The sequence below is a fragment of the Ferrovibrio sp. GW821-FHT12F09 genome, assembly GCF_058806775.1.
In genome coordinates this window covers 1,440,694-1,463,753 of record NZ_JBXAPZ010000002.1, presented here as the reverse complement: position 1 = coordinate 1,463,753, position 23,060 = coordinate 1,440,694, and the positions used below count along the sequence as shown (strand labels likewise).

Genomic DNA, 23,060 nt, shown 5'->3' with positions numbered 1-23,060 from the left:
ACTTGCCTCTGACCACTCCCAGCTTTGATCAAGAGGAGGTGGATGCTGTTGCGCGAGTTCTCAAATCAGGTTGGGTAACACAAGGGCCTGTAACAAGGCAGTTTGAATCTCTGATCGCCAAGCGCCATGGAGTCGAGCATTCTCTCGCAACGACGTCTTGCACGGCGGCCCTGCATCTATCGGTTATGGCGCTTGGCTTGGGCCCAGGCGACGAAGTAATCGTTCCAGCCTTTACTTGGGTAACGTCAGCGCATTGTGTGGAATATGTTGGCGCCAAGGTGGTGTTTTCTGACGTTGACCCGGAGACATTTAATCTCTCCCCTACCGCATTTGAGGCGGCAATAACATCAAGAACAAAAGCCGTTATTGTCGTTCATCTTTTTGGCCTGTCAGCTGCGATGAATGAAATTATGTCAATCGCTGCGCGCCGCGGCATTTCTATAATCGAGGATGCCGCTTGCGCCATAGGCACTTCATACAAAGGCCGGGCGGTTGGTGGTTTCGGTGCATTAGGTTGCTTCTCTTTTCATCCGCGGAAAATTGTTACGACTGGCGAAGGAGGGGCGGTGACCACCAACGATGCAGAACTTGCAAGGCGAGTTAATTCTTTGCGAAATCATGGAGGGACGGGCATGCCCGCTGACGATCCAGAGGGGCGCTATCCCTATACAATGGGACTGTTTGACGTTTTAGGGTATAATCTTAGACTATCAGATATTCAGGCCGCTGTCGGTGTTGCCCAGTTTGCTAAACTTGATGCGCTACTTGCAGAGCGACGAGGGCGTGCATTGCGCTATCAAAGTTTATTGAATGAGATTGACGATGTGATTACGCCTCTGTCTGACGAAGGACACACTTATCAATCCTATGTGATCCGGATCAGAAGAGGCGGCCGAGACCGACGCAATGCCATTATGGCTGCCTTGTCGGGGCGAGGTATTCAGACAAGACCAGGAACCCATGCGGTGCATCGATTGGGATACTATGCTCGTAAGTACAGTATACGACCAACAGACTTTCCCAGCGCAACAGCTTGTGAAGATCAATCTATAACCTTACCCATTTTCCCTGGCATGACGGATTCAGATCAGGACTTGGTTATAGCAACGCTTAAAATTGCGTTATGTGCCTGATTTAAGGACTTTGGTATGAAGAACTTCCTCAAGTCTATTATTTTGAAAATGATTGCCCGTCTGAAGCGGAAGGTCCGGCACGAGTATACACAAGAGCATGTGACGTACCTTTTGAATGAAGTTAGCGAACTTCGTCAACATGTACGTTTCTTGTTGGCTGAATCGCCCCGATTTCAAAACCATATGGTGCAGACGCAGAGCAGCTTTGATACGCAATGGGATCTACTGCCTCAGGGCTTAAATCTTGCCTCCGATCAAGTCTTTCTCGATCAAGCGGCACAACTGATAGAAGCCTATACGGGCGAGACGGCTGAGTGGTTTCGCGGGAAGACTATTCTTGATGCTGGCTGCGGCAATGGCCGATGGTCGTATGTGTTTTCCAGGCTAGGGGGGAGGGTCACTGCTGTCGACCAATCTGAATATGGCCTGGAGAACGTTAGGAAGCTGTGTGAGGGGGATTCAAATTTTCGAGTGGTAAAAGCCAATCTTTTGGCTGATCTGCATTTTGAAAATAATTTTGATTTTGTCTGGTCATTCGGAGTTTTGCATCACACTGGCGATACATACCGCGCTTTTCGTAATATTGAGAAGTTAGTTAAGGAAGGCGGGAAGATCTTCCTGATGATCTATGGTGAGCCTTCGCGTCCGGATGAGTTTTCAGAGATAAACACCTATGTTCACCATCGACGGGCAACTGGAGCAATGTCATTCGCAGAGAAGATTGCCTACCTTGAGAAAATTTACCCGGCTCATCTCGTGCACGGCTACTTTGATGCCATAAGCCCGAAGATCAACGATCTATACAGGTTCGACGAACTACACGAATGGTTGGTTTCGGCGGGTTTCACTGACATACGGCGCACATTTGACAATCGGAATCTATTTATCGTTGCCACTCGGAGCGGTGGATGACTCTGCTTGATATATTTTGAATCTGACGGGTGGACGTCAAGTGCAAGAGCTTTGTTCTGCAATTAGTAGTGATGATCAGGATGATGATGCCCTGATTTTGAGTGACGATGTTCTGAGCACGAACGAGCGCCGGTGGTTGCAAGATTATCAGTGCCGACGAGGACGCGCCCTTCGCGTTTTGCACATTGGGAATATTGCGAACAACGGATACGTCAACGCAAAAATCATGCGTCGCTATGGAATTGAAGCAGACAGTCTTTGCATTGACTATTACCACATCATGGCTTCTCCGGAATGGGAGGACGTGGAGATACGTGGTGATGTTGGGAACCCAGATATGCCCGACTGGTGGGGTGTCGATCGCGGGAGATTTCAGAGACCAGAATGGTTTATCCAAGGGCCACGCAAATTTGCGTTGCGATATCTTGCTTCCCGTAACGAAGGCCATTGGATATCAAGCATGTTCTGGCGGGGGCTCTGTGATAGTTATCGTTGGGTTAAAGCACGTCGTGGTGCTACTGCGCAGGCCATTCGATATTTTTTTACGGCAATTCTATTTATATGGCTTGGGCTTCTGCGTATTCCGTTAATCGTCGGAAAAATAAGTCGACTGTGTGTCTGGACAGTAGCGCGGAGAAAAAAAAGTACAAATCCTTTGCATGATGGCCCGGAGTTTTGCAGCTGCACGGAAGCGCAGTTGGTTCAAGATATTTCTGCCTATGTACCGCCTTCTGTGATGTTGGATTGGCAAAGAGTTCTGTCTTATTACGATGTGATTCAGGGCTATGCGCTTGATGCTGTATACCCATATGCTCTGGGCTTTAAGAACTATACAGCATACGAACATGGTACGATTCGTGATATTCCCTTTCAAGGTGACCGACAGGGGCGCGTCTGTACCGCAGTATACCAATCTGCCGGTGAGGTTTTCATTACCAACAGTGATTGCCTCGTCTCTGCTGATCGCCTGGGAATTCCAAAAGAGAGACAACACCCTATTCCGCATGCCTTTGATTCGCAGAAAGTTTTCAGCTTCTTTAGGGAATGGAAAAACCGCGAGTTAGTGATGCGAACGCCCCCCACATTCTTGGCGCCAGCTCGTCATCATTGGGCGGAAGGATACCCAAGTTGGCGTAAGGGAAATGACGTGATTGTTCAAGCTGCCAAGATACTGGCTGATCGAGGAGTGCATTGTAAAATTACTTTAATCGCCTGGGGGCAAGAAGTTGAGAAAACACGAGGTTTGATTGATCGGCTTGGTCTGCAGGATATCTTCGATTGGGTTAATCCGATGGATAAGGCCAACCTATGGCGCGCCTATCTGCGATCTGTCGGGATCATTGATCAATTTGTCATGAAAGCCATCGGCTCTGTGACTTTTGAGGCAATGGCAATGGGGCGGCCGGTTTTGACTGCTCTTGATGCTGAAGTGGTGGAACGATTCTTTGGCGCCGAGCCACCATTGTATAATGTTGATACGCCTGAGGCTTTGGCGAATGCTATGGAGTCCATAATTAGGCTCCCTTGCAAAGCCGAAGAGCTTGGGCGTGCCGCGCAGGAGTGGGTAAGGCAATTCCACTCTTCCGAGCGTATTATTAGCCTCCATCTTCAAGCGTATCGCACGCTGCTCGATCGATTGTCAGGATGCTGAATGTCTCAGCCATTTTCGTTTAACTACTATCGCGTGATGTTGCAGACTGCCCAGCAACAGGGATATCGAATTTCATCATTTCCAAAATATGATGCGGGGTATAACAAGACAGTTATTCTGCGACACGATGTCGATTACACTTTAAATGGCGTTCTGGATTTAGCCAAAATTGAAAACGATCTAGGCGTTAGTGCATCCTATCTGTTTCGTGTGCACGCCCATGAGTATAATATTTTTTCCCCCCATGTTTACGTTCTTATACAGCGTATTCGCTCCCTTGGGCATGACGTCGGGCTGCATTTCGAGGCAGCCTCAGTTGGTCGAGCATTGGGCTTGGAGCCAGCCGAATTACTTCGGAAAGAAAAAGCGCTTCTGGAGTTGATTATCGGTGGCGATATCGTTACCGCATCAGAGCATCGCGACATTAGCCATGATGTTCATGGCACTCCAGCGTTTCGCGTCAAGCATAATGTTTACGATTTTGGTTTTATTTATTACGCTATGGACGAGCGTTATACAAAGGATATGAAATATATATCCGACTCTAATGGATACTGGCGTGAAGGTGACTTGATGCACCATCTCGATCTTCATAGTCGAATTCAAGTCTTGATCCATCCAGATTGGTGGTTTGAAAAGGATCTGTTGCTCAAGGGTAGTTATGTCCATGGATTCGGAAATGGCCGTGACTGAAAGAAGTGGCAAGATAAATGAGCCCAGCCGAATCCTTTTTATAACGTGCTGTGAAAACGGGCTATTTTGTCTTCAGCGCCTGGTATCCTCTAATCGGTCTGTCGTGGCCGTCGTTACCATTCCGCCACATCTAGGGGATAAATATAGTGTTTCGGGGTATGTCGATGTGCGTCCGTGGTGTGCACTCCAAGGCATACCTGTTGTTAGTCTTCACGATTATACGCTTACGGCGGATGATGTCAGTGACATCGATTTCGATCTCATTGTAGTAAATGGCTGGAATCGGCTTATATCCGAAGACTTAATTGCGCGCGCGTCGCGTGGGGGCATCGGTCTTCATGCGGGCCACCCGCCTATAGGTCATGGGCGAGCACCTCTCGTATGGAATATTCTCCTCGGGCATCAAGATATTGAAGTCTATGCCTTCGCTTTGGCGAGGGAAGCAGATAACGGTGCTATCTTAGCTCTGCGGCCCGTGCAAATAACAGCGTATGACAGCGTTCAGCTGCTGTACGAAAAAGTTATGTTGGTGGGGAGTGACCTGATACGGCAGGCGATAGATGTCGTTGAGGCCGGTCAAAGCGGCGTCATCCAAGATTCAAAATTTGCGCGATTTTATAAGAAACGAATTCCGGAAGATGGTTTGATCGATTTTTCTCTAACCGCGCAGGATTTGTATAATTTTATACGAGCGCAATCTAGCCCATATCCCGGGACTTTCTCGTATCTGGATGGTGTGAAGTGGGTCATACAAAAGGCAGTGCCGTTTGACGCATTTGCTTTCAGGGATCTGCCGCGTCAGCCTGGGCGTATTCTCGAAGTTCTGCCATCAGGCTTGGTGGTCATGACCGGCAGCTCGCCCATCTGGTTGCTTGAAGCGTGGGTAAATGGAGAGGCAGTGTCATTCCGTTCTTGCCTCGATAACAACCTGGTTGGCCGAGTGTTTGGACAAGCGTAATGAGTGATCCAATGCGTCTACTCATTACGGGTGCGACAGGCTTCCTCGGGCAGTCTTTTCTAAATGCTTTGCCAGCAAGTGCTGATCCGGTGGTTGTTGGCCGGCGCAAGCCAGTGGGATTTTCTGGGCGCTTCATACAGGCGGATATTTCACTTGCGCTACCACTTTCTGATATGCCGGATAAAGTGGACGCTGTGGTTCATTTGGCGCAATCGCTGCGGTATCGCGACTTTCCTGCCGGTGCCCCGGACATGTTCTCAGTCAATGTCGCGAGCACTGCTCAGCTTTTGCATTGGGCATACAATTCCGGTGCTCAATCATTCATTTATGCTTCGACTGGGAATGTCTATGCAGCCAGTGCAATGGCTGCCTCTGAAGGCGATAAACCTAATGTAGCTAGTGATTATTATGCTTCAACTAAACTCGCCGCAGAGTGTCTTGTGGACGCTTATGCTGGTCGAATGGCGACTTGCAATCTGCGTCTTTATGGCCTGTATGGCCCGGGTCAACGCCCGGACAAAATGATGGCCGGTCTGATTGAGAAAGTTCAAAATGGAAAACCCATTCGTATTCAAGGGACGGGCGGAGGGTATTTGACGCAGCCCACTTATGTTGATGACGTTGTTGCAGTTGTGCAGCGGGCACTGTCGGATCGATGGACTGGTTCAGTGAATGTTGCCGGCCCCGAGGCGGCAAGTGTTTACGAACTTGGTTTGCTAATTGGTGATGCTCTCGGAATCGCACCACGCTATGAGCGAGGCATGGGCGATCCGCAGCCCCCTCGAATCCCCGAGCTTTCGCTGTTGCTTTCCTTAATGCGAGATTGGAAATTTACGGACTTGGGCGATGGTATCCGTCGCACTCTTCTGGAGAGCGGAATTGCTATTTCGAATGCTCAAGCTAACTCGAGAAACGGTAAATACAGCTAATGCGAGGAGCACTTCGCCGCATTCTGGATGTCGTGCTCGGATTGGTCGGCTTGATCATAATTGTACCGACTTTACCTTTGGCATTTCTACGAACTCGCAAGATAACTGATAGGCCCCGGCTACTTTGGGGGGCTCTACCAATAAAGACATTGACTTATAGCTCTTTGGCTATGCGCAAGCGAGGTTACGAGAGTGACGTGTGGGTGCTTGAATTGTACCCAATTGTTTCAAGGAATGATTTCGATCGGATATGTGAGTGCTCTTTTCGACATAACAGTGTTATCGGCTATACCCTTAATGCGTTGATAGCGTTCTATGCTTTCTCCCAAGCGCTGCAAAGATATGATGTATTTCATTATTTTTTCGACGGAGGGCTGTTGCAGAGAACGGCTTTAAAACGTGCTGAGTATCTTTTTCTTAAGTTTGTGGGAAAGCGCCTTGTGCTTATGCCCTATGGAAGTGACAGTTTTGTCTATGACCAATTGCCCGATCACGGATGGCGTCAAGCGTTGATGCTGAATTACCCAGAAGCAGGTAGGAGAGCAGGAGATATTCAGTCATTTATACGCTGGGGTAGTCGATGGGCTGATTGTGTTATCGGATGTTTGGTTCATACGGTAAATTTACCACGTGTCGATGTATTGCCTTTGACGTGGTATCCAGTCGACACTGACGCTATTCAGCCAGTTCCGCCAAAAGTAGGTTTGGGCCCATGTGTCATTGCCCACGCCCCGAATCATCGAGGCCCTAAGGGAACTGCATTTCTCCTTGAAGCCATTGAGCGCTTGCGAAGAGATGGGCACCACGTAGATCTTTTACTTATTGAAGGTGTTCCTAATAGCGAAGCGTTGGCAACGATTGCGCGAGCAGATATTTTTGTTGATCAATTGATCTTTGGCTATGCGCTCGCCGCATTAGAAGGCATGGCGCTCGGCAAAGTCGTTATCACTGGTTACGACCCTCATGCTCCTGAGTATCGAGCGTTTCTAAGATACTCGTTTCTTGCAGAATGCCCGAGTATACCTGCTAGCCCAGAAACAATCTATTCAGTGCTGAGCAACCTTATAGCTCGAAGGGATGAGTGGCCGTCTATAGGCATTGCTAGCCGGGACTTCGTATTGCGTCGGCACTCCTACGAATTCTGTGCTGACTTATTCGAAGCAGTGTATCGCGGAATCTGGCGTGGAGAGAGCATTGATCTTCTAGGGCTCTACACCCCTGTATCAAAGGAGAAGTCGTAGTTTAATATGAGGATTCTGCACCTCCCCACGACGGTCGGTGGTCAGGCTTGGGGGCTGGCACAAGGGGAGCGGGCCATCGGCCTGGATTCTCAGGTTCTGTCCCTTTACGACAACTACATCCATTATCCGGCCGATTATGCGTATAATCTGGATAAGTGCGGCAAGATAGGGCGTCTGGCAGGGCATGTGCAGGCCTTCTTGCGTTTCCGTTCGGGCTTTGATGCCTATCATTTCAATTACGGGTCTTCGCTCATTCATTTCCTGAATCGGGGCATTCTGCTCTGGGACTTACCGTTTTATGACCGAAAAGCCCGCAAGGTCTTCACGTTTAATGGCTGCGACGCACGACAGAAATATCCGACCATGGCGCGGAACAAGATGCGGAATACGCCGGCGGCCTGCTTCGAAGTGGATTGTTACAGAGGGATGTGCAACAGCGGGGCGATGGATGGTTACCGCAGTCGCGCCATCGAGAAAATGGACAAGCACGCCGATCATGTCTTCGCAATGAATCCGGATTTGCTACATTTTCTGCCTGCGGGAAAGTCGACATTCCTGCCCTACGTTGTCGCAGGGTTTAATGCGATTGAGGAAAAGCCTGGCCCATTCTTCCATAATGACCGCATTCGGATCGTCCATGCGCCGACGCAGCGAGGCGCCAAGGGATCAAGCTACATTATCCGCGCTCTTGATGCGCTCAAGGCGGAAATGGGAGATCAGCTTGAGATCAGTATTGTCGAAGGCTTGTCTCACGACCGTGCCTTGGAGATGTACAGCAAAGCCGATCTGTTTATCGACCAGGCCCTGGTTGGCTGGTATGGCGGTGTCGCAGTGGAAGTCATGAAAATGGGTGTGCCTGTGGCCTGCTTTATCAATGACGACCACTTGCAGATGATTGATGCCCGGATGCGCGAAGAACTCCCGCTTCTGCGGGTCAATCCATTCACGCTTTTGGATGATCTGAAGGCCATTTTGCGAGCACGCGATCAATTGCCTGAGGCAGGCAGGAAAGCCAAGGCGTGGGTAGAGCGATGGCATGCCCCTGAACGCATTGCCGCGATCTCGGCAGCCGCCTATCGGGGCCAACCATTGCCGGCGCTGTAACTATGTGTGGTATTGCAGGCGTTATCTTGCCGCAGCGGAAGACCGTGGCGACAACAGTGATTGCTGGTCTTTCTGCCGCCCTGCGGCATCGCGGACCGGATGATCAAGGTTTTCTTGGCTGGCGGCGTGAAGACGCGAGGCCGACGCTCACTCGGGATGCATCGGCGCTGGCAGGCAGTGAAGTGGCCTTCATTCATCGTCGACTTTCGATCGTTGATCTGACCGAGACCGGTTGGCAGCCAATGACGACACCGGATGGGCGATATTCCATTATTTATAATGGCGAGATTTACAATCATCGTACCTTGCGCACGGCTCTCGAGGCAGAGGGTGTCTCTTTCGTATCTGAGTCCGATACTGAAGTTTTGCTGCAGGCCGTGTGTCGGTGGGGCCTGGAATCTGCCCTGTCGCGGCTGGTTGGCATGTTTGCTTTTGCTATTTTGGACGTCCGCGCTGGAACTGTAACGCTCGCGCGTGATCCATTCGGCATCAAGCCGTTGTCCTATGCCTGCTTCGATGGTGGTCTCGCTTTTGCGTCAGAGATTCCACCCTTGCTCGCATTACCCGGTATACGTCGGCTTGTGGACCCTCGGGCGCTTTACGACTATTTGCGCTTCGGTTTGACTGATCGCGGTGATGAGACTCTGTTCGCATCCGTGAAGCATCTTCCCGCGGCACATTATGCGGTCCTCGATGTGGATTGTCCGCAAAATATGCGACCTGTGCGATATTGGTCGCCGCGCGACGCCGCAGTATCGGATGTTTCATTTGATGAAGCGGCGACGCGACTGAAGCAGCTCTTTGATGAATCTGTCGGCCTTCATTTGCGAGCAGATGTTCCTGTTGGGGCACTGCTGTCAGGCGGGATTGATTCATCGTCAATTGTCATGACGATGCGACACTTCGATATGCGAGGCAGGCTGGACACATTCAGCTTTGTTGCGCCTGGCGATGCTCAGAACGAACAGGAATGGGTCAATGTCATTGCCCGTGAGGCACAGGCAAGGGAGCATAATGTCGCGATCTGCGCCACCGATTTGGGAGCAGACCTGGATGGTTTGATTCTGACCCAAGGAGAGCCTTTCGGCAGTCCGTCCGTCTATGCCCAGAATAGAGTGTATCAGACAGTTCGGGCGGCAGGCTTCAAGGTCGTTCTGGATGGGCAGGGAGCGGACGAGATCCTGGCTGGATACACGCCGTTTTTGGCCGCGCGTTTGGCCAGCCTGTTGCGGCGAGGGGACGTCGGGTCTGCCGTGCGTTTGCTGTCGGGCGGGCGGAGAACGGCCGGTGGTGCCATGGCAATGGCACTGCGGGCGAGCCGCTTCATCCTTCCCCAGGCAGTACAGCCCTATGCTAGGCGGTTGGTTGGAGAGGGATTGCTCCCAGGGTGGCTAGACGCAAGCTGGTTCATCAAGCGCGGGGTTACGGCAAGGGCTCCTCAAGAACCGGTTTCAGGTGATATCCTCCGGAATCAATTGCAACAAAGTCTTACGGATACGGTCTTGCCTGCATTATTGCGGTATCAGGATCGTAATTCTATGGCGCATTCCGTCGAGAGCCGCGTACCATTCTTGACAACGGCGCTTGTAGATTTTCTATATACCTTGCCTGAAAAGTTCCTCATATCTGACATAGGGGAAACGAAGTCGGTTTTCCGTACTGCAATGCAGGGGCGCGTGCCATTTTCGATTCTGAGGCGCCAGGACAAGATTGGTTTTGCAACGCCAACGCGGCAGTGGCTTGAAGGTATGGGGAGCATGTTGAATACAATTATTAAAAACGACATGCCACCTATGCTGAGAGGGGATGTACTGGAGGCGCAGCTTAAGGCCCGGACCGGCGGCGCGCTTGCCCCGCATCTATGGCGCGGCGTAAACGTGGCGCGTTGGGGCACGCTGTTCGAGGTGGAGTTTGCATCCTGATGTCGCTGCCTAGACTTATTTATGTATGCGCTGAACCGCATCGGCAAGGGCATGCTTCATATACGCATGTTCGCGAGATCATCGTTAACTTGCAGGCATTGGGGTGGAACATCGTCCTGCATTGCCCATCATACAGTGAACATGCGCTGCCAAACTTTATTACACGCGTTGTTGGCATTGCCAGCATCGTCGTGGCGACTTTGTTCACAAAGCGACCCGACATTTATTATTTGCGCTGGCATTTTGCCGCGTTCCCGATTGCTTTAATGGCATGGCTGCGGCGTATTCCTATCGTCATAGAAGTGAATGGGCCGGCCCAGGATCTCTTTATTGCATGGCCCCAGACCCGTCTTGTGCGACCGCTCTTTATTTGGCTGATGAATACTCAGTTGCGTTGGGCTGATGCTGTCATCGCCGTGACGGATGGGTTGTCTGTAATGTGCCGAAAAATTGTTGGTGGTGAGAAACCGGTCGTCATAATTCCCAATGGCGCCGATCCAGATCACTTCACGCCTGTTGCGGCGAATGTGGAGAACGAATTCACGCGTAATCTACCGGAAAAATTTCTGGTCTTTTTCGGGACGCTGGCGCCTTGGCAGGGAATCGAAACCATTTTGACTGCGTTGGACCATGAGTCATGGCCTAAGAATATTCCTGTGCTCTTCGTCGCTGACGGTTCAAGACGTGATTTGATCGAAGCTGCGGCCCGACGATCCGCCCGCGCCATATATTACGGACGCGTTCCTTACGACATTCTGCCGACGGTTGTGGCTCGTGCGGCGGGTTCCTTAGTCTGCTCAGAAGATACCGAAGGCCGCGCCGCGACAGGTCTTGCGCCGTTGAAGTTATTTGAAAGTATAGCGGCGGGTGTTCCGGTGATCGTTACTGATTTTCCATATCAATCAGATCTTGTTCGGAAAGAGGGCTGCGGGATCGTCATTCCACCATGCGATCCAAGTGCACTTGCTCATGCTGCTGGAGCGCTGATGAACGATGATAGCAAACGGGAAGCCATGGCGGCGCGCGCCCGAGTAGTGTCCGCGGATCATTCGTGGCGCCAGAGAGCTGTAGATACAGAGAAGCTTCTGAGACAAGTGTTTGCGGTTGAAACTCACCCAAAGGCGCCAGCGACAGAATAGCGTTCCGAGATTGTTGTGGAAATTTTCCTAAGTGATCGGGCGCTCGCCGGCGTTACCTGTTCCTCACCATAAGCCTGAACGAGAGCTGTGAGTGAGTCGGAGTGCCTATCGACGATCACGACCAGCTATCAGTATGGCGTCTTCGGCAACGCTGCGTAGGTCGGCATCGAAACCTGCCCTGTCCTGCGAAGACGATGGCGAATACATGCAGGCTGCTCGGTCGGCTGGAGGTTGCCTGTATGACGCCGCCAGCCCGGAAAAGAGCCTGAATAGCGTTCTGGCTAAAGTCAGGCAGTTTCACCGCCCGTGACAGGCGGAACCCGCCGGCGGCCACAACCGGGAGCGCTCACTGGGGGGATGGGCAAGCGAATCGGAATTTGGATGCGGGCCTGGGCCGGATCAACTCTGATACCTCGAAACACGGGATCAGACACTCGATACTGGACCTGGCCAGGGGGTAACCCAGTAGTGGAGGGTGGCAACTCGGGGGCGGGCGATTCTCAATAGTTGAGACCGAGCATGGCCGCCGAGAATGCGGACACGAGCAATAAGGGCATTGGGTTGAAGCCGCTCATCTATAATGCCAGCCCGGAATCTCTTGCTCCAGCGCGCGTATTGGCCTTTCGTGATGGTTCTGCTATGCTCCATTTGCTCCAATTTTGCTCCACTGCCGCATGCAAAGCGGTCGGTACCGGTGCAAGAGCATGCAGCTAAGTGGTTGAAGTTTTTGGAGGCAGGCCTCCAGTTGGCACAGGAAAACGGGCTGGGTTCCGGCTCATAACCTGAAGGTCAGAGGTTCAAATCCTCTCCCCGCAACCAACTTTAAAAACCCGCCGGCGCAGGCCTGGCGGGTTTTTTTGTTGTCTGCGGCATGCTCCTTGCAACTTTTCCGGCAGACCCATAACCGGAGCGACGCCCATGTTCACCCTGCATAATCCGCCCAACACCGCGCCGCTGCCCGGCCCGATCAGCTGGGGTGTGGAGATGCCAACGCCGCGACGCCTGCTTTATGTCTCGGGCCAAGTGGGCGAGGATTCTGCCGGCGCGGTCGGCGATGGCATCCTGCGGCAGGCCGAGCTGACCTGGGGGAATGTCGGCGCCGTGCTGCGCGCCGCCGGGATGACGCCGCAGAATATCGTGCGCACCGGGATCTATTTCACCAGCGGGGTGGAGATGACCGATGCACTGAAGGATGACCTCAACAATATCCGCGTCGGGTTTCTGGGGGCGCATCGCCCGGCTTCGACGATCCTGTTCGTGCCGCGGCTGATGAATCCGGCCTGGCTGATCGAGATCGATGCCATCGCCGCAGAATTCTGACGGCTACTTGGCCTCGCGGTCATAGGCGACACCGATCGCCGCCGGCAGTCGCGCGGCCCGCCCCATCAGTGCCAGCACGACGATGGCGATGATATAAGGCAGCATCTGCACGACATATGAGCTGATCGGCAGGCCGATGGTCTGGACCCTTAAATAAAGGGCCTCAGCCACACCGAAGACCAGGCAGGCCACCAAAGTGCCGAAGGGCATCCAGCGACCGACGATGATCGCGGCCAGCGCGAGATAACCGCGGCCCGAAGTCATTGCATCGGTGAAGGTGCCGATCTGCTGCAGCGCCAGCACAGCACCGCCAAGGCCGGCGATGGCGCCGCCGGCCAGCACGGCCCAGATGCGGATCGCCACCGGATCGGCGCCGATGGCATAGGCGGCCTGCGGGTTTTCACCCACGGCGCGCAGGGTCAGGCCTGCCTGGCTGCGCATCAGGAAGAAGAACATTGGCACGGTGATGAGCAGGGCCAGATAGGTAAGCGGCGGTTGCTGGAACAGCAGCGGCCCGACCCATGGCAGATCGGCGAGGCCGGGAATCGGCCAGGCCTGCAGCAACGGCACCTGGATCACCGGGGCCTGGCCGCGGCCGACGATGCTACGCAGCAGGAAACTGGTCAGGCCGATGGCAAAGATATTGGCGGCCAGGCCGGTCACCATCTGCTCGGCGCCGAAGCGCACGGTGACGATGGCGACCACGCCGGCCAGGCAGGCGCCGCAGGCCAGGCTGGCGACCAGGCCGAGCGCGGCATTGCCGGTGATGAAGGTGGCAATCGCGGCCCCGAAGGCGCCGGCCAGCATCATGCCTTCCAGTCCGACGGCAAAGACGCCGGCCCGTTCCGACAGAATGCCACCCAGGGCCGCGAACAGCAGCGGCGTGGCAATACGCAGCGCCGAGATCAGGAAATCGAGGGTTGCCGCATCCATGTCAGGCTTTCGGTTTGCGGCCGGCCGACGCCATGGCGGCCAGCACGAACAGCATGGTGAGCCCCTGGATCACGGTGACCAGCGACGACGGCACGCCGACCTGCCGCTGCATCGCCAGGGCACCGGTTTCCAGAAAACCGAAGAACAGTCCGGCCGGCACGACCGCCAGCGGGTTAAGCGCGCCGAGCAGGGCGATGGCCACGGCATTGAAGCCGAAGCCATGCGAGAAGCCTTCGATCAGGCGGTAGTGGATCCCGAGCACCTCAATGCCACCGGCAAGGCCAGCCAGTCCGCCAGCCAGCAGCATGACGGTGAAGGTGCTGGCAGTTGGCGAGAAGCCGGCATAGAGCGCGGCGGGCCGGCTGCTGCCGAACACACGCAGCCCGAAGCCGTAGCGGGTATGCCAGAGAAAGAGATGGGACAACACGGCGATCACCACCGCGATCAGGATGCCGTAATGCAGCTGCGTTCCCTGCAACAGTTTGGGCAGCCAGTAATCGGCCGGCAGCAGCGGGGATTGCGGGAAGCCGGCGCCATCCTCGCCCAGGCTGCCATGCAGGGCCGCGCCGACGATCAGCAGGGCGACGAAATTCAGCAGCAGCGTGACCAGAACTTCATGCACGCGGCGGCCGACATGAATGGCGGCAGCGAGGCCGGCCCAGGCCATGCCGCCGAGAATGCTGGCCAGCAGCGCCGAACCGATCGCCAGCACGGGATGGCCAAGCGGCAGCATGATGCCGACCCAGCTGGCGCAGAGCCCGCCGATGGCGATCTGGCCTTCGCCGCCGATATTGATGATCTTGGCGCGGAAGCACAGCGCAACGCCCAGTCCGGTGAGAATATAGGGTGTCGCCTTGTTAAAGCCGACGGCAATGCGATCGAACGAGCCAAATGCGCCGTTCAGCATGGCGCGAAAGGCCGTGAGTGGGTCCTTGCCGGAAAACATGATCAGAAGTCCGGTGCAGGCGAGCGCCAGCAGCACCGCCAGCGCGGCGCGGCTCAGCGAGGCCGGAATCTGGATGCGCCAGACCGGGCGTTTGGCGACAGGGGCGGCGGTTTCGCTCATGCCGCCTGCCCGACCGGGCCTGACGCATCTCCCAGGCTGCCAGCCATCATCAGGCCGATGCGACCGACATCCACGGCCTCGCGCGGCACCACGCCGACCAGATGGCCATCGAACAGCACGCCGATGCGGTCGCCGATCGACAGCACCTCGTCGAGTTCGGAGGAGATGTAGATCACGGCCGCCCCGCTGTCGCGCAGGGCCAGGATGCTGTCCATGACAAAGCGCGTGGCGCCGGGATCGAGGCCCCAGGTCGGCTGGTGGGCAATCAGCAGGCGCGGGCCGCGATCGATCTCGCGGGCGACGACGATCTTCTGCTGGTTGCCGCCCGACAGTTGCCGGGCCTGCAGGTCCGCACTCGGCGTGCGAATATCGAAAGCAGAGACCAGTCGCGCGGCGGCGGCGTCCAGACCGGCGCGGCTGAGCCATGGCCCGCGCGAAAACGGGGTCCGTGCGGAATCGCGCAGCATCAGATTCTCGGCAATGCTCATGCCCTGCACCAGGCTGGTCTGGGCCCGGTCGGCCGGCATATAGGCAATGCCGGCGGCCACGCGCGCGGCAATACCGGCCTGGCTGAGATCGGCGCCGTCCAGAAGGATACGGCCGGCCGTCAGGCGACGCAGGCCGGCGATCGCTTCGGCCAATTCCAGCTGGCCGTTGCCGTCGACCCCGGCGATGGCCAGGATTTCACCGGCGGCCACATCGATGTCGATATTCCGCAACGCGACGCCCTGGCCCGCCGCGGTGGCGATGCCATTGAGGCTCAGCAGGGTTGTGGCAGCGGCAGACGGCCGGCGTTGCAGCGGCGCGGCGATGTCGCGGCCAACCATCATGCGGGCCAGTGTGTCGCGGTCAGTGCCGGCAGCGGTGGTGCGACCGGCCACCTTGCCGTCGCGCAGCACCACGATATCGTCGCAGACCTCCATCACTTCGCCGAGCTTGTGCGAGATGAAGATGATCGATTTTCCCTCGTTGCGCAGGCGCTGCATGATCTGCAGAAGGGCGGAAACTTCGGGAGGACTGAGATTGGATGTGGGTTCATCGAGCACCAGGAGATCGGCGCCACGCAGCAGCGCCTTGAGAATCTCGACGCGCTGCCGTCGCCCCAGCGGCAGGTCGGCCACCATGGCGTCGGGGTCGAGATCGAGGCCGTAACGCGCGCTGGTTTCCTTCAGCAGGGCATGAATGGCATCGCGCCGCAACCAACGGCCGGCGGCCGGCCAGCCGAGCATGATATTCTCGGTAACCGTCATCGCCTCGATCAGCATGAAATGCTGGTGGATCATACCGATGCCGGCGGCGATGGCATCGCCCGGCGCATGGTCCGACAACTCCTTGCCTTTGAACAGAATGCTTCCGGCATCGGGCTTCACCATGCCGAACAGCACCTTCATCAATGTGCTCTTGCCGGAACCGTTCTCCCCGAGCAATCCAAGGATGGCGCCCGGGGGAACTGTCAGGGAAATGCCGTCGTTGGCACGCACGGGACCGTAGGTCTTGACGATCCCGTGCATGTCCAGGAGCGGCTTCATAGCCCGACTATTACTTGCCGCCGCGGGCGTCATCCTTGGTCGGCGCCAGCTTCATCTCGCCGGTGGCGAACATCTTCTTGTAGGTATCGAGTTCGGCCACCACGGCGGCTGGTACGGCCGGGTGATAGGCGCGCTCCGGCGTCTGCTGCAGGGCGGCGCCGCTGGTGGCCGGCGTGTTGTAGCCATACATGACCAGATCGCCCGACAGCTTGCCGGCCTTCACCGCGTCTGCCGTCGCGGCATACATGTCGGCCCATTTCTCGACCACGTTGGTGATCACGTTCTCGGGTGCAATGGCGGTATGGCCGAAGGACCGTCCGGTGGTGAAGACATTCTTCTCCTTGGCGGCCTGGATCAGGCCGGCCTGCGCGGCATTGAGCTTGCCGGCCACCACATCGGCACCGCCTGCAATCAACGAGAAGGCGGCTTCCTTGGCGGCCGCGGCATCCTCGATATCCTTGATGTAGATGATCGAAACCTCGATATCGGGCTTGATGCGCTTGGCGCAGAGGCGATAGGCGCCGACCTGTGCCACCATGTTGGGCAGGCCTTCCAGGGCATAGACGCCGGCGATCTTGCCAGTCTTGGTCATTCGCGCGCCCAGGACGCCGAGCTGGCAGCCGAAATGCGTGTTGTCGTAATCGATCGACATCACGTTCTTGCCCTGGCCGCCGCCACCGGCGCCGGCGACGAACTGGACTTCGGGGAATTCAGGACCAACGCGCTGGGCTGCCGACAGGAAGCGGCCGGAATGGCCGATCACGATCTTGTAGCCCTGGCGCGCATAATCACGCATCGCCTCGACATGGTCAGCCGCCGGCACGTTTTCCGAGTAGGCGGTCTGATATCCGCTATCCTTCATCTTCATCAGGCCGGCATAGCCCTGGGCGTTCCAGCTCTGGTCGTTGATGCTGCCAGGCAGCAGCATGGCGACCTTGGTCTGGGCGGCCGCGGGCTGGATCGCGAAAGCAAGGCCGGCCGCGGCAACCGCAAGCCCGGCAAGTTTCAGATGACGTTTCACGCCCATGTGTTGTTGCGTATTGACCATGGCAAGAACCTCCTTTGGTTCGGCAGCCGTTGCTGGGGGAGTCTGCCGCTGCGTCATTGCAGCGGTATCTGGTGCAATAACCGAGCCAGAAGCATCAGGCGCGCCGCGCGATCACGGCGATCGGACCGCCGCCATCGGGGCCCTGATGTTCGGCACCGCCGGAAATGAATAGATCGGTGCGGCCGATGGCGGCTGCGACCACGCCGCCGACCAGCGCGCGGGCATGCCGCGTGGCGTTGATATCGCTGTCGTCCCACATGATATGGCGATTGCCGCGAATACGGCCGCTGCGGGCCGGCTCGGCTTTTGCCAGCACAGCGCATAGGCGGCCTGCCTCGCTTTCGGGCAATTGCCCGTCAATGGAGAGTCCCGCGGCGCGCAGGGCGCGGCCGACTGCGGGAAAGTCGATGCCGTCTTCCATCACGGCATGGGCGATGATGCTGTCGCCGACCCAGGCCTCGCTGTTGCCCATGACAATCACTTCATTGCGGGTCAATTCGACACCCGCGGATGCGCTGGCACGGCCAGACCAAAGTGTCAGGTCCTGACCGATGGCGGCATCATGCAGTTTGGCGGCATCGACTTCGCCGAGCGCCAGCGCCACGCCGAGCGCGGATGCACCGCGGGACAGGCCCATCGAGGCATAAGTATCTTCGGTGGCCACATCCTGCCCGCGTGCATGCGCCTCGGCCATGCGTTCCGAGGTCAGCAAGGGACATTTCACCTGCACGTAATGCACGTCGTCGACGGCCGTTATGCCGGCCTGCTGCATGGCTTGCGTCACGGCATCGGCCGTGGCCTGCACCTGCGCCATACGGCCGATTTCCTCAGGCAGGAAACTACGCGTGAACGCCGTGCCGATGGCCATGGCCTTCTGTCCAGCGGAGGGTCGCTGGGCCGATTGCACGGAAAACACGATGTAATGCGGCGACAGGCCGCCTTCGGTGCCGCCCGACATCACCATGGCGACGCGTTCGCCGACTTCTTCAGGCGTGGATTCGAGCCGGCGAGCCAGCATCACCTGCAGTGCGAAAACCGCGTAGGCGCGGGTGAAATCGTTGACGCAGCCATTGCCCTCGGTCTTGCCCAGGATGGCGACCACGGCCTCCGGCGCCACCGCACCGCTATTAAAAAGTGCCTCGATCCCGCTCATGTCGCCCGGATGCTGCATGGCCACGCGGGTGACGCAGCATTCGAAAGCGGTATTGCTGAGCGCGTTCATACATGCACCGGAACTTTGGCGATTTCGCTTTCACGTCCCATGACATTGGCCTTGCCGATCTTGCCGAGCAGGTGATCACCGGATGTGGTCGGCCGGTATTTCGCCGGGGTACCGGCGTCCTGACAGGTCGGCAGGCAGGCGACTTCGGCGTCATAGTTTGGCTGATAGAAGAAGACCAGCGACATGCGGCGCGTCTGGTCCGAGGCGAGATCCCGCGGCGGATTGGCAACCCGATGCATGGTGGATACCCAGCGGTCGTTGGTCCACATCGCCATCAGGTCGCCGATATTGATAACGAAGTCGTTTGGCGCGGTGCGCACATCGACCCAGACACCCCTGGCAGTTCGGACCTGCAGGCCGCCGGCAACGTTCTCCTGCAGCAGGATGGTCAGGCTGCCATAGTCGGTATGGGCGCCGGCACGCAGCTGGCCGGGCAAGGGCTCATCGGGCTGCGCCGGATAAAGATTGGCCTGCAGATGACTGATATGACGGTCGATCTTGTTGGCGAAGAACGTCTCGGGCAGGCCAAGTGCGACGGCAAAACTCTCCATCAGCAGCGCAGCAAGCTGCTCCATCTGCCGGTAATACCGGGTCCAGGTTGAGCGGAAGTCGACAGGGCGCTGCGGCCACAGGTTGGGAGCGTAGTAGCTGGCTCTGGCGCGTTCGGCATAGGCATCCAGGCCCGGCTCCACATGGCCGATGCGGAAGGTCTCCTTCAGGTCCGGCGGAGCGGCTTCGCCCAGGGAGTAAGACAGGCTTTCATCGCCCACGGCGCGGAAGCCGCGGATGCCCTTCTGCCCGCGCGGCGGCGCGATCTTCAGCTTGTCGGCCAGCGGCTGGGTGAAGAAGCTGCGGGAAATACCACGCATCGCATCGAGATCGGCTTCTGCAACGCCATGACCGGTGATGATGAAAAAGCCGATCTCGCGGCAGGCGCGGTCGATCTCGGCGGCAACCTGGCGGCGGGCGGCGGCATCGCTCAGGCGAAACGGCGTGAAGTCGATCAGCGGTACGTAATCCAGAACTGCCATGACATGCCCCCGCAAGACCCGCAACGGCATTCAGTAAGCCGGGCACGAGTGATGCCGACAAGCAGCGTTTTCAGAGCAGACTGATCTGTTTTTAAGAGCGCTTCGGATCAGGCTTTGCGGCGCTGGCGGGCCGCCAGATCGGTTTTCAGGTTTTCCAGGAAAACGGCGGCGGCTACTGGCAGCTGACGGTTGCGCCCGATGCCGATCACCAGTCGTCCGCGCAAGGCGCGGTCAATCAGCGGAATGGCCACCAGGCCAGCGCCGCTGCGGGCGCCAATCTCGATCTGGAAGCAGATGGCCTGGCTGCGCGCCGCTACCGTCTGCATGACCGCCACCGAGTTGCCGGTGATCACGGGCCGCAGGGACAGTGACGATCCTTCCGTCGCCGTATCGAGCAGGCGGCGACCACCCAGGCTTTCGTCGCCCATCAGTATTGGATAGGGCAGGCAGTCGCTCAGCCGAAGCTTGTCGCGGCCGGTCAGCGGATGCCGCCGTGCCATCAGGGCCTGCAGGGCCTGGGGCACATCGGCAACCACGGCGAAGCTGCGGTCGGCGGGCGGGTTGAAGGCATAGCCGATATGGGCTTCCTCCCGAGCAATGGCGGACACCACTTGCTGACTGCCCACGACGTCAACGGTGAAGGTGACGCGGGGATGGCTGGCCTGGAAGGCGGCAATCTGCTCAGCCACGACGTCGGCAACCGCCTCGATGATGGCGAGATGGATATGGCCACGACGCAAACCGCGCAGTTCCTCGATCTGAGAGCGAGTCAGGTCGAAATCATGGGCGGTGCGGCGGATATGCGCGAGCAGGAGTTCGCCGGCACTGGTCAGCCGGACGCCGCGTGCCTGTCGCTCGAACAATGCCACGCCGAGGCTTTTCTCAAGGTCCAGCACATGGTGATTGACGGCGGAGGAGGCGATGTTGAGCGCCGCCGCGGCCTTGCGGATCGAGCCGACGCGGGCGACCGCTTCGAAATAGGCAAAGGCGCGGGGACGGGATTGCTGTTTCATATGCTGCACGGCCGGACAGGATGCGATCCCTCTAAACTATCCGTTCCGGCTCGCTGAACGCAGCAAAATAGGTCTGGCAGCCACCAGAGAAGGCGGTCATGCCGGTCCGGGCATTAGGGTAGGGGGAGCGATCAGGATTTTACGCGGATTGACTGCCGGATGGCCGCAGCCAGATCGGCATTTCGATAGGGCTTCTGCAGCAGGCGCCATTCGGATGCTCGCTCGGCCCCGGCCGTGACTCCCCCGGCATTCGCGGAGGTCAGCAGAATGGAGAGGCTGGGGCGCAGGGCAGCCACCTCGGCCGCCAGCTGGTAACCGTTCAGCGTGCCGGGCATGGCAACATCGGAGAATAGCAGGGTTACATCGCTTTGCTCCTTCAGGGTTGCGATGGCTTCCTCGCCGTTGCCGACTTCTAGCACGGCATAGCCAAGGTCCCGCAGGAAAGCGGACACGGCGGTGCGGACACCGGGATCGTCCTCGGCAAGCAGAATACGCTCGCCGGCCAGCGCCTTCGGCATATCGGTCGGGTCGATCGCTGCCGTCCCTTGCACGAGAGAATGTGGGGTCTGATGCAGGCGGGGCAGAAGAATCTGGATCGTCGTGCCCTTACCGACGGCACTGTTGAGCCTGATATGTCCGCCGGACTGCTGGACAAAACCATAGATGATACTGAGGCCCAGGCCGGTGCCCTTGCCATCTTCCTTCGCCGTGAAGAAGGGCTCGAAAACCTTGTCCATATGGGCCGGCGGAATACCGATTCCCGTATCAATAACGCTCAGTGAAACATAGTCGCCAGTCGGAATGTCACCGCCTGCGGCTGCCTTGACCACGACATTGCGGGTTTCCACGGTCAGATGCCCGCCCTCAGGCATGGCATCACGCGAATTGACCACCAGATTTATCAAGGCCGCTTCCATCTGGATGGGATCGGCATAGACAGCCCATAGATCGTTGCCGCGCATGACATCGAGGAATATCGTGTCGCCGATCAACCGGCGGAGTATGACTTCCGCGTCGCCGAGCAGGTCATTGAGGTCCAGGGGGCGCGGATCCAGCGCCTGGTGGCGGGCGAAAGACAGAAGCCGCTTGGTCAGGTCTGCGCACCGCAGGGCGCCGTTCAGCGCCAGGTCGATATTGCGCAAGAACGGGCCCTCGGAGTCCGCAATCCGGCGCATCCGGTCCAGACTGGAGATCACCACCGTCAGCATGTTGTTGAAGTCATGGGCAATGCCGCCGGTGAGGCGGCCGAGCGAGTCCATCTTCTGCCCGTGCACGACCTGCTGTTCGAGCATCCGGCGTTCGGAAACGTCAAGCAAACTGCCCACGATCTCGGACGGTGCACCGTCACCGCGCGCAACATAAACGGCATGATTGAGGAAGTATCGCGATGCGCCATCGGCACAGAGCCAGCGGTATTCGGTCACGCAGGTTCCGGTCTCCGACAGCTGCTCGAACTGTTGACGCACCAACGGCTGGTCATCGGGATGAATGCGGTCGAACCAGAATCCGGGCTCCAGGAAACGCGCCGAAGGAAAGCCCGATGGCCTCTGCACGGTTTCGCTGATGCGCAACGGCGCCATGAACGCGCGGTCGGCCGTCGTCGAGTATAGTGCAATCGGCAGGGAACGCAGGATCAGGGCCTGCCATTCCTCCGCCCGCTGCAGTGCGGTTTCGGCGGCTTCACGGCTGGCATTGGCCTGCAGGTTGGCCTGAAGCAGGCGCCGCTCTTGTTCCGCCTTGCGGCTGATCTCGCGGGTTTTCTTGTAGAGATCAACAAAGACAGACACCTTCGAGCGCAGAATGAAGGGTTCGATCGGCTTGAAGACGTAATCGACGGCGCCGGCCGTGTAGCCCTTGAATTCGTGGACTTCATTGCGGCTTACGGCGGTCAGGAAGATGATCGGTATGTGGCGGGACCGTTCACGATTGCGCACCAGGCCGGCTGTTTCATAGCCATCCATCCCTGGCATCAGAACGTCCATCAGGATCAGGGCGCAATCGTTGTGCAGGAGATAACGCAGCGCCTCCTCGCCCGAGCGGGCGAAAACCAGTTCCTCGCCCAATTCGTCCAGGATGACCTGCAGCGCAGTGAGATTGCGCTCGTCATCGTCGACGATCAGAATCCGGGCCTTGTCGAAGGCCGCAGCGCCGGACTCCGTGTCTGCCTGGCCCAGGCCCGGGGGTGCGACCTGAATGCTTGCTTGCTCGTGCATCAT

General features: G+C 57.3%; 19 protein-coding genes. 11 read left to right on the top strand and 8 right to left on the bottom strand.

Translation table 11 applies throughout. The annotated features are described in order from the left end of the window. Positions 1-2 precede the first annotated feature (2 nt). The 11 genes from AC1ROB_RS20125 (at position 3) to AC1ROB_RS20075 (ending at position 13,002) form a co-directional block, all read left to right on the top strand. Entirely contained in the window at positions 3-1,133 is a 1,131-nt protein-coding gene (locus tag AC1ROB_RS20125) for a DegT/DnrJ/EryC1/StrS family aminotransferase (protein WP_492969319.1), read from the top strand. Between the two features lie 15 nt (positions 1,134-1,148). After that, positions 1,149-2,045, top strand: coding sequence for a class I SAM-dependent methyltransferase (locus tag AC1ROB_RS20120; RefSeq protein WP_492969320.1), 897 nt, complete (start codon positions 1,149-1,151; stop codon positions 2,043-2,045). A 16-nt stretch (positions 2,046-2,061) separates the two neighbouring features. Then, on the top strand, positions 2,062-3,696 hold the full coding sequence (locus tag AC1ROB_RS20115; protein ID WP_492969321.1) for a glycosyltransferase family 4 protein: 1,635 nt from the start codon (positions 2,062-2,064) through the stop codon (positions 3,694-3,696). Beyond that, positions 3,697-4,389, top strand: coding sequence for a polysaccharide deacetylase family protein (locus AC1ROB_RS20110; RefSeq protein WP_492969322.1), 693 nt, complete (start codon positions 3,697-3,699; stop codon positions 4,387-4,389). Further along, the gene (locus AC1ROB_RS20105) at positions 4,376-5,347 is read left to right on the top strand and encodes a methionyl-tRNA formyltransferase (protein WP_492969323.1); all 972 of its coding nucleotides are present in this window, start codon (positions 4,376-4,378) and stop codon (positions 5,345-5,347) included. The genes AC1ROB_RS20110 and AC1ROB_RS20105 overlap by 14 nt, the downstream gene beginning before the upstream one ends. Positions 5,348-5,358: 11 nt before the next feature. Beyond that, complete coding sequence (locus AC1ROB_RS20100) at positions 5,359-6,276, top strand: NAD-dependent epimerase/dehydratase family protein (protein ID WP_492969324.1); 918 nt, start codon at positions 5,359-5,361, stop codon at positions 6,274-6,276. A 197-nt stretch (positions 6,277-6,473) separates the two neighbouring features. Further along, positions 6,474-7,517: a glycosyltransferase family protein gene (locus AC1ROB_RS20095; protein WP_492969325.1), complete on the top strand. Its 1,044-nt coding sequence runs from the start codon at positions 6,474-6,476 to the stop codon at positions 7,515-7,517. A 6-nt stretch (positions 7,518-7,523) separates the two neighbouring features. Continuing rightward, complete coding sequence (locus AC1ROB_RS20090) at positions 7,524-8,621, top strand: glycosyltransferase (protein WP_492969326.1); 1,098 nt, start codon at positions 7,524-7,526, stop codon at positions 8,619-8,621. 2 nt (positions 8,622-8,623) lie between these two features. Next, entirely contained in the window at positions 8,624-10,543 is a 1,920-nt protein-coding gene (asnB, locus tag AC1ROB_RS20085; RefSeq protein WP_492969327.1) for an asparagine synthase (glutamine-hydrolyzing), read from the top strand. Beyond that, positions 10,543-11,682 carry a glycosyltransferase family 4 protein gene (locus AC1ROB_RS20080; protein ID WP_492969328.1) on the top strand — a complete coding sequence of 380 codons (1,140 nt, stop codon included), beginning with the start codon at positions 10,543-10,545 and terminating at the stop codon, positions 11,680-11,682. Before asnB ends, AC1ROB_RS20080 begins: the two co-directional genes overlap by 1 nt. Positions 11,683-12,600: 918 nt before the next feature. Next, entirely contained in the window at positions 12,601-13,002 is a 402-nt protein-coding gene (locus AC1ROB_RS20075) for a RidA family protein (protein ID WP_492969329.1), read from the top strand. A gap of 3 nt (positions 13,003-13,005) precedes the next feature. Here AC1ROB_RS20075 and AC1ROB_RS20070 read toward each other — a convergent pair whose 3' ends face one another. The 8 genes from AC1ROB_RS20070 to AC1ROB_RS20035 all read right to left on the bottom strand — a co-directional run bounded on the left by AC1ROB_RS20070 (position 13,006) and on the right by AC1ROB_RS20035 (position 23,060). Continuing rightward, positions 13,006-13,935 carry an ABC transporter permease gene (locus AC1ROB_RS20070; protein WP_492969330.1) on the bottom strand — a complete coding sequence of 310 codons (930 nt, stop codon included), beginning with the start codon at positions 13,933-13,935 and terminating at the stop codon, positions 13,006-13,008. 1 nt (position 13,936) lies between these two features. Continuing rightward, positions 13,937-15,001: an ABC transporter permease gene (locus AC1ROB_RS20065; protein ID WP_492969331.1), complete on the bottom strand. Its 1,065-nt coding sequence runs from the start codon at positions 14,999-15,001 to the stop codon at positions 13,937-13,939. Continuing rightward, positions 14,998-16,530 carry an ABC transporter ATP-binding protein gene (locus AC1ROB_RS20060; RefSeq protein WP_492969332.1) on the bottom strand — a complete coding sequence of 511 codons (1,533 nt, stop codon included), beginning with the start codon at positions 16,528-16,530 and terminating at the stop codon, positions 14,998-15,000. The genes AC1ROB_RS20065 and AC1ROB_RS20060 overlap by 4 nt, the downstream gene beginning before the upstream one ends. A gap of 10 nt (positions 16,531-16,540) precedes the next feature. Further along, the gene (locus AC1ROB_RS20055) at positions 16,541-17,578 is read right to left on the bottom strand and encodes a BMP family protein (protein ID WP_492969333.1); all 1,038 of its coding nucleotides are present in this window, start codon (positions 17,576-17,578) and stop codon (positions 16,541-16,543) included. 94 nt (positions 17,579-17,672) lie between these two features. Beyond that, positions 17,673-18,800, bottom strand: a complete 1,128-nt coding sequence (atzD, locus tag AC1ROB_RS20050; protein WP_492969334.1) for a cyanuric acid amidohydrolase — start codon at positions 18,798-18,800, stop codon at positions 17,673-17,675. After that, complete coding sequence (locus AC1ROB_RS20045) at positions 18,797-19,831, bottom strand: isopenicillin N synthase family dioxygenase (RefSeq protein ID WP_492969335.1); 1,035 nt, start codon at positions 19,829-19,831, stop codon at positions 18,797-18,799. The genes atzD and AC1ROB_RS20045 overlap by 4 nt, the downstream gene beginning before the upstream one ends. A gap of 107 nt (positions 19,832-19,938) precedes the next feature. Further along, positions 19,939-20,844, bottom strand: coding sequence for a LysR family transcriptional regulator (locus tag AC1ROB_RS20040; protein WP_492969336.1), 906 nt, complete (start codon positions 20,842-20,844; stop codon positions 19,939-19,941). A gap of 131 nt (positions 20,845-20,975) precedes the next feature. Then, the gene (locus AC1ROB_RS20035; RefSeq protein ID WP_492969337.1) at positions 20,976-23,060 is read right to left on the bottom strand and encodes a response regulator; all 2,085 of its coding nucleotides are present in this window, start codon (positions 23,058-23,060) and stop codon (positions 20,976-20,978) included.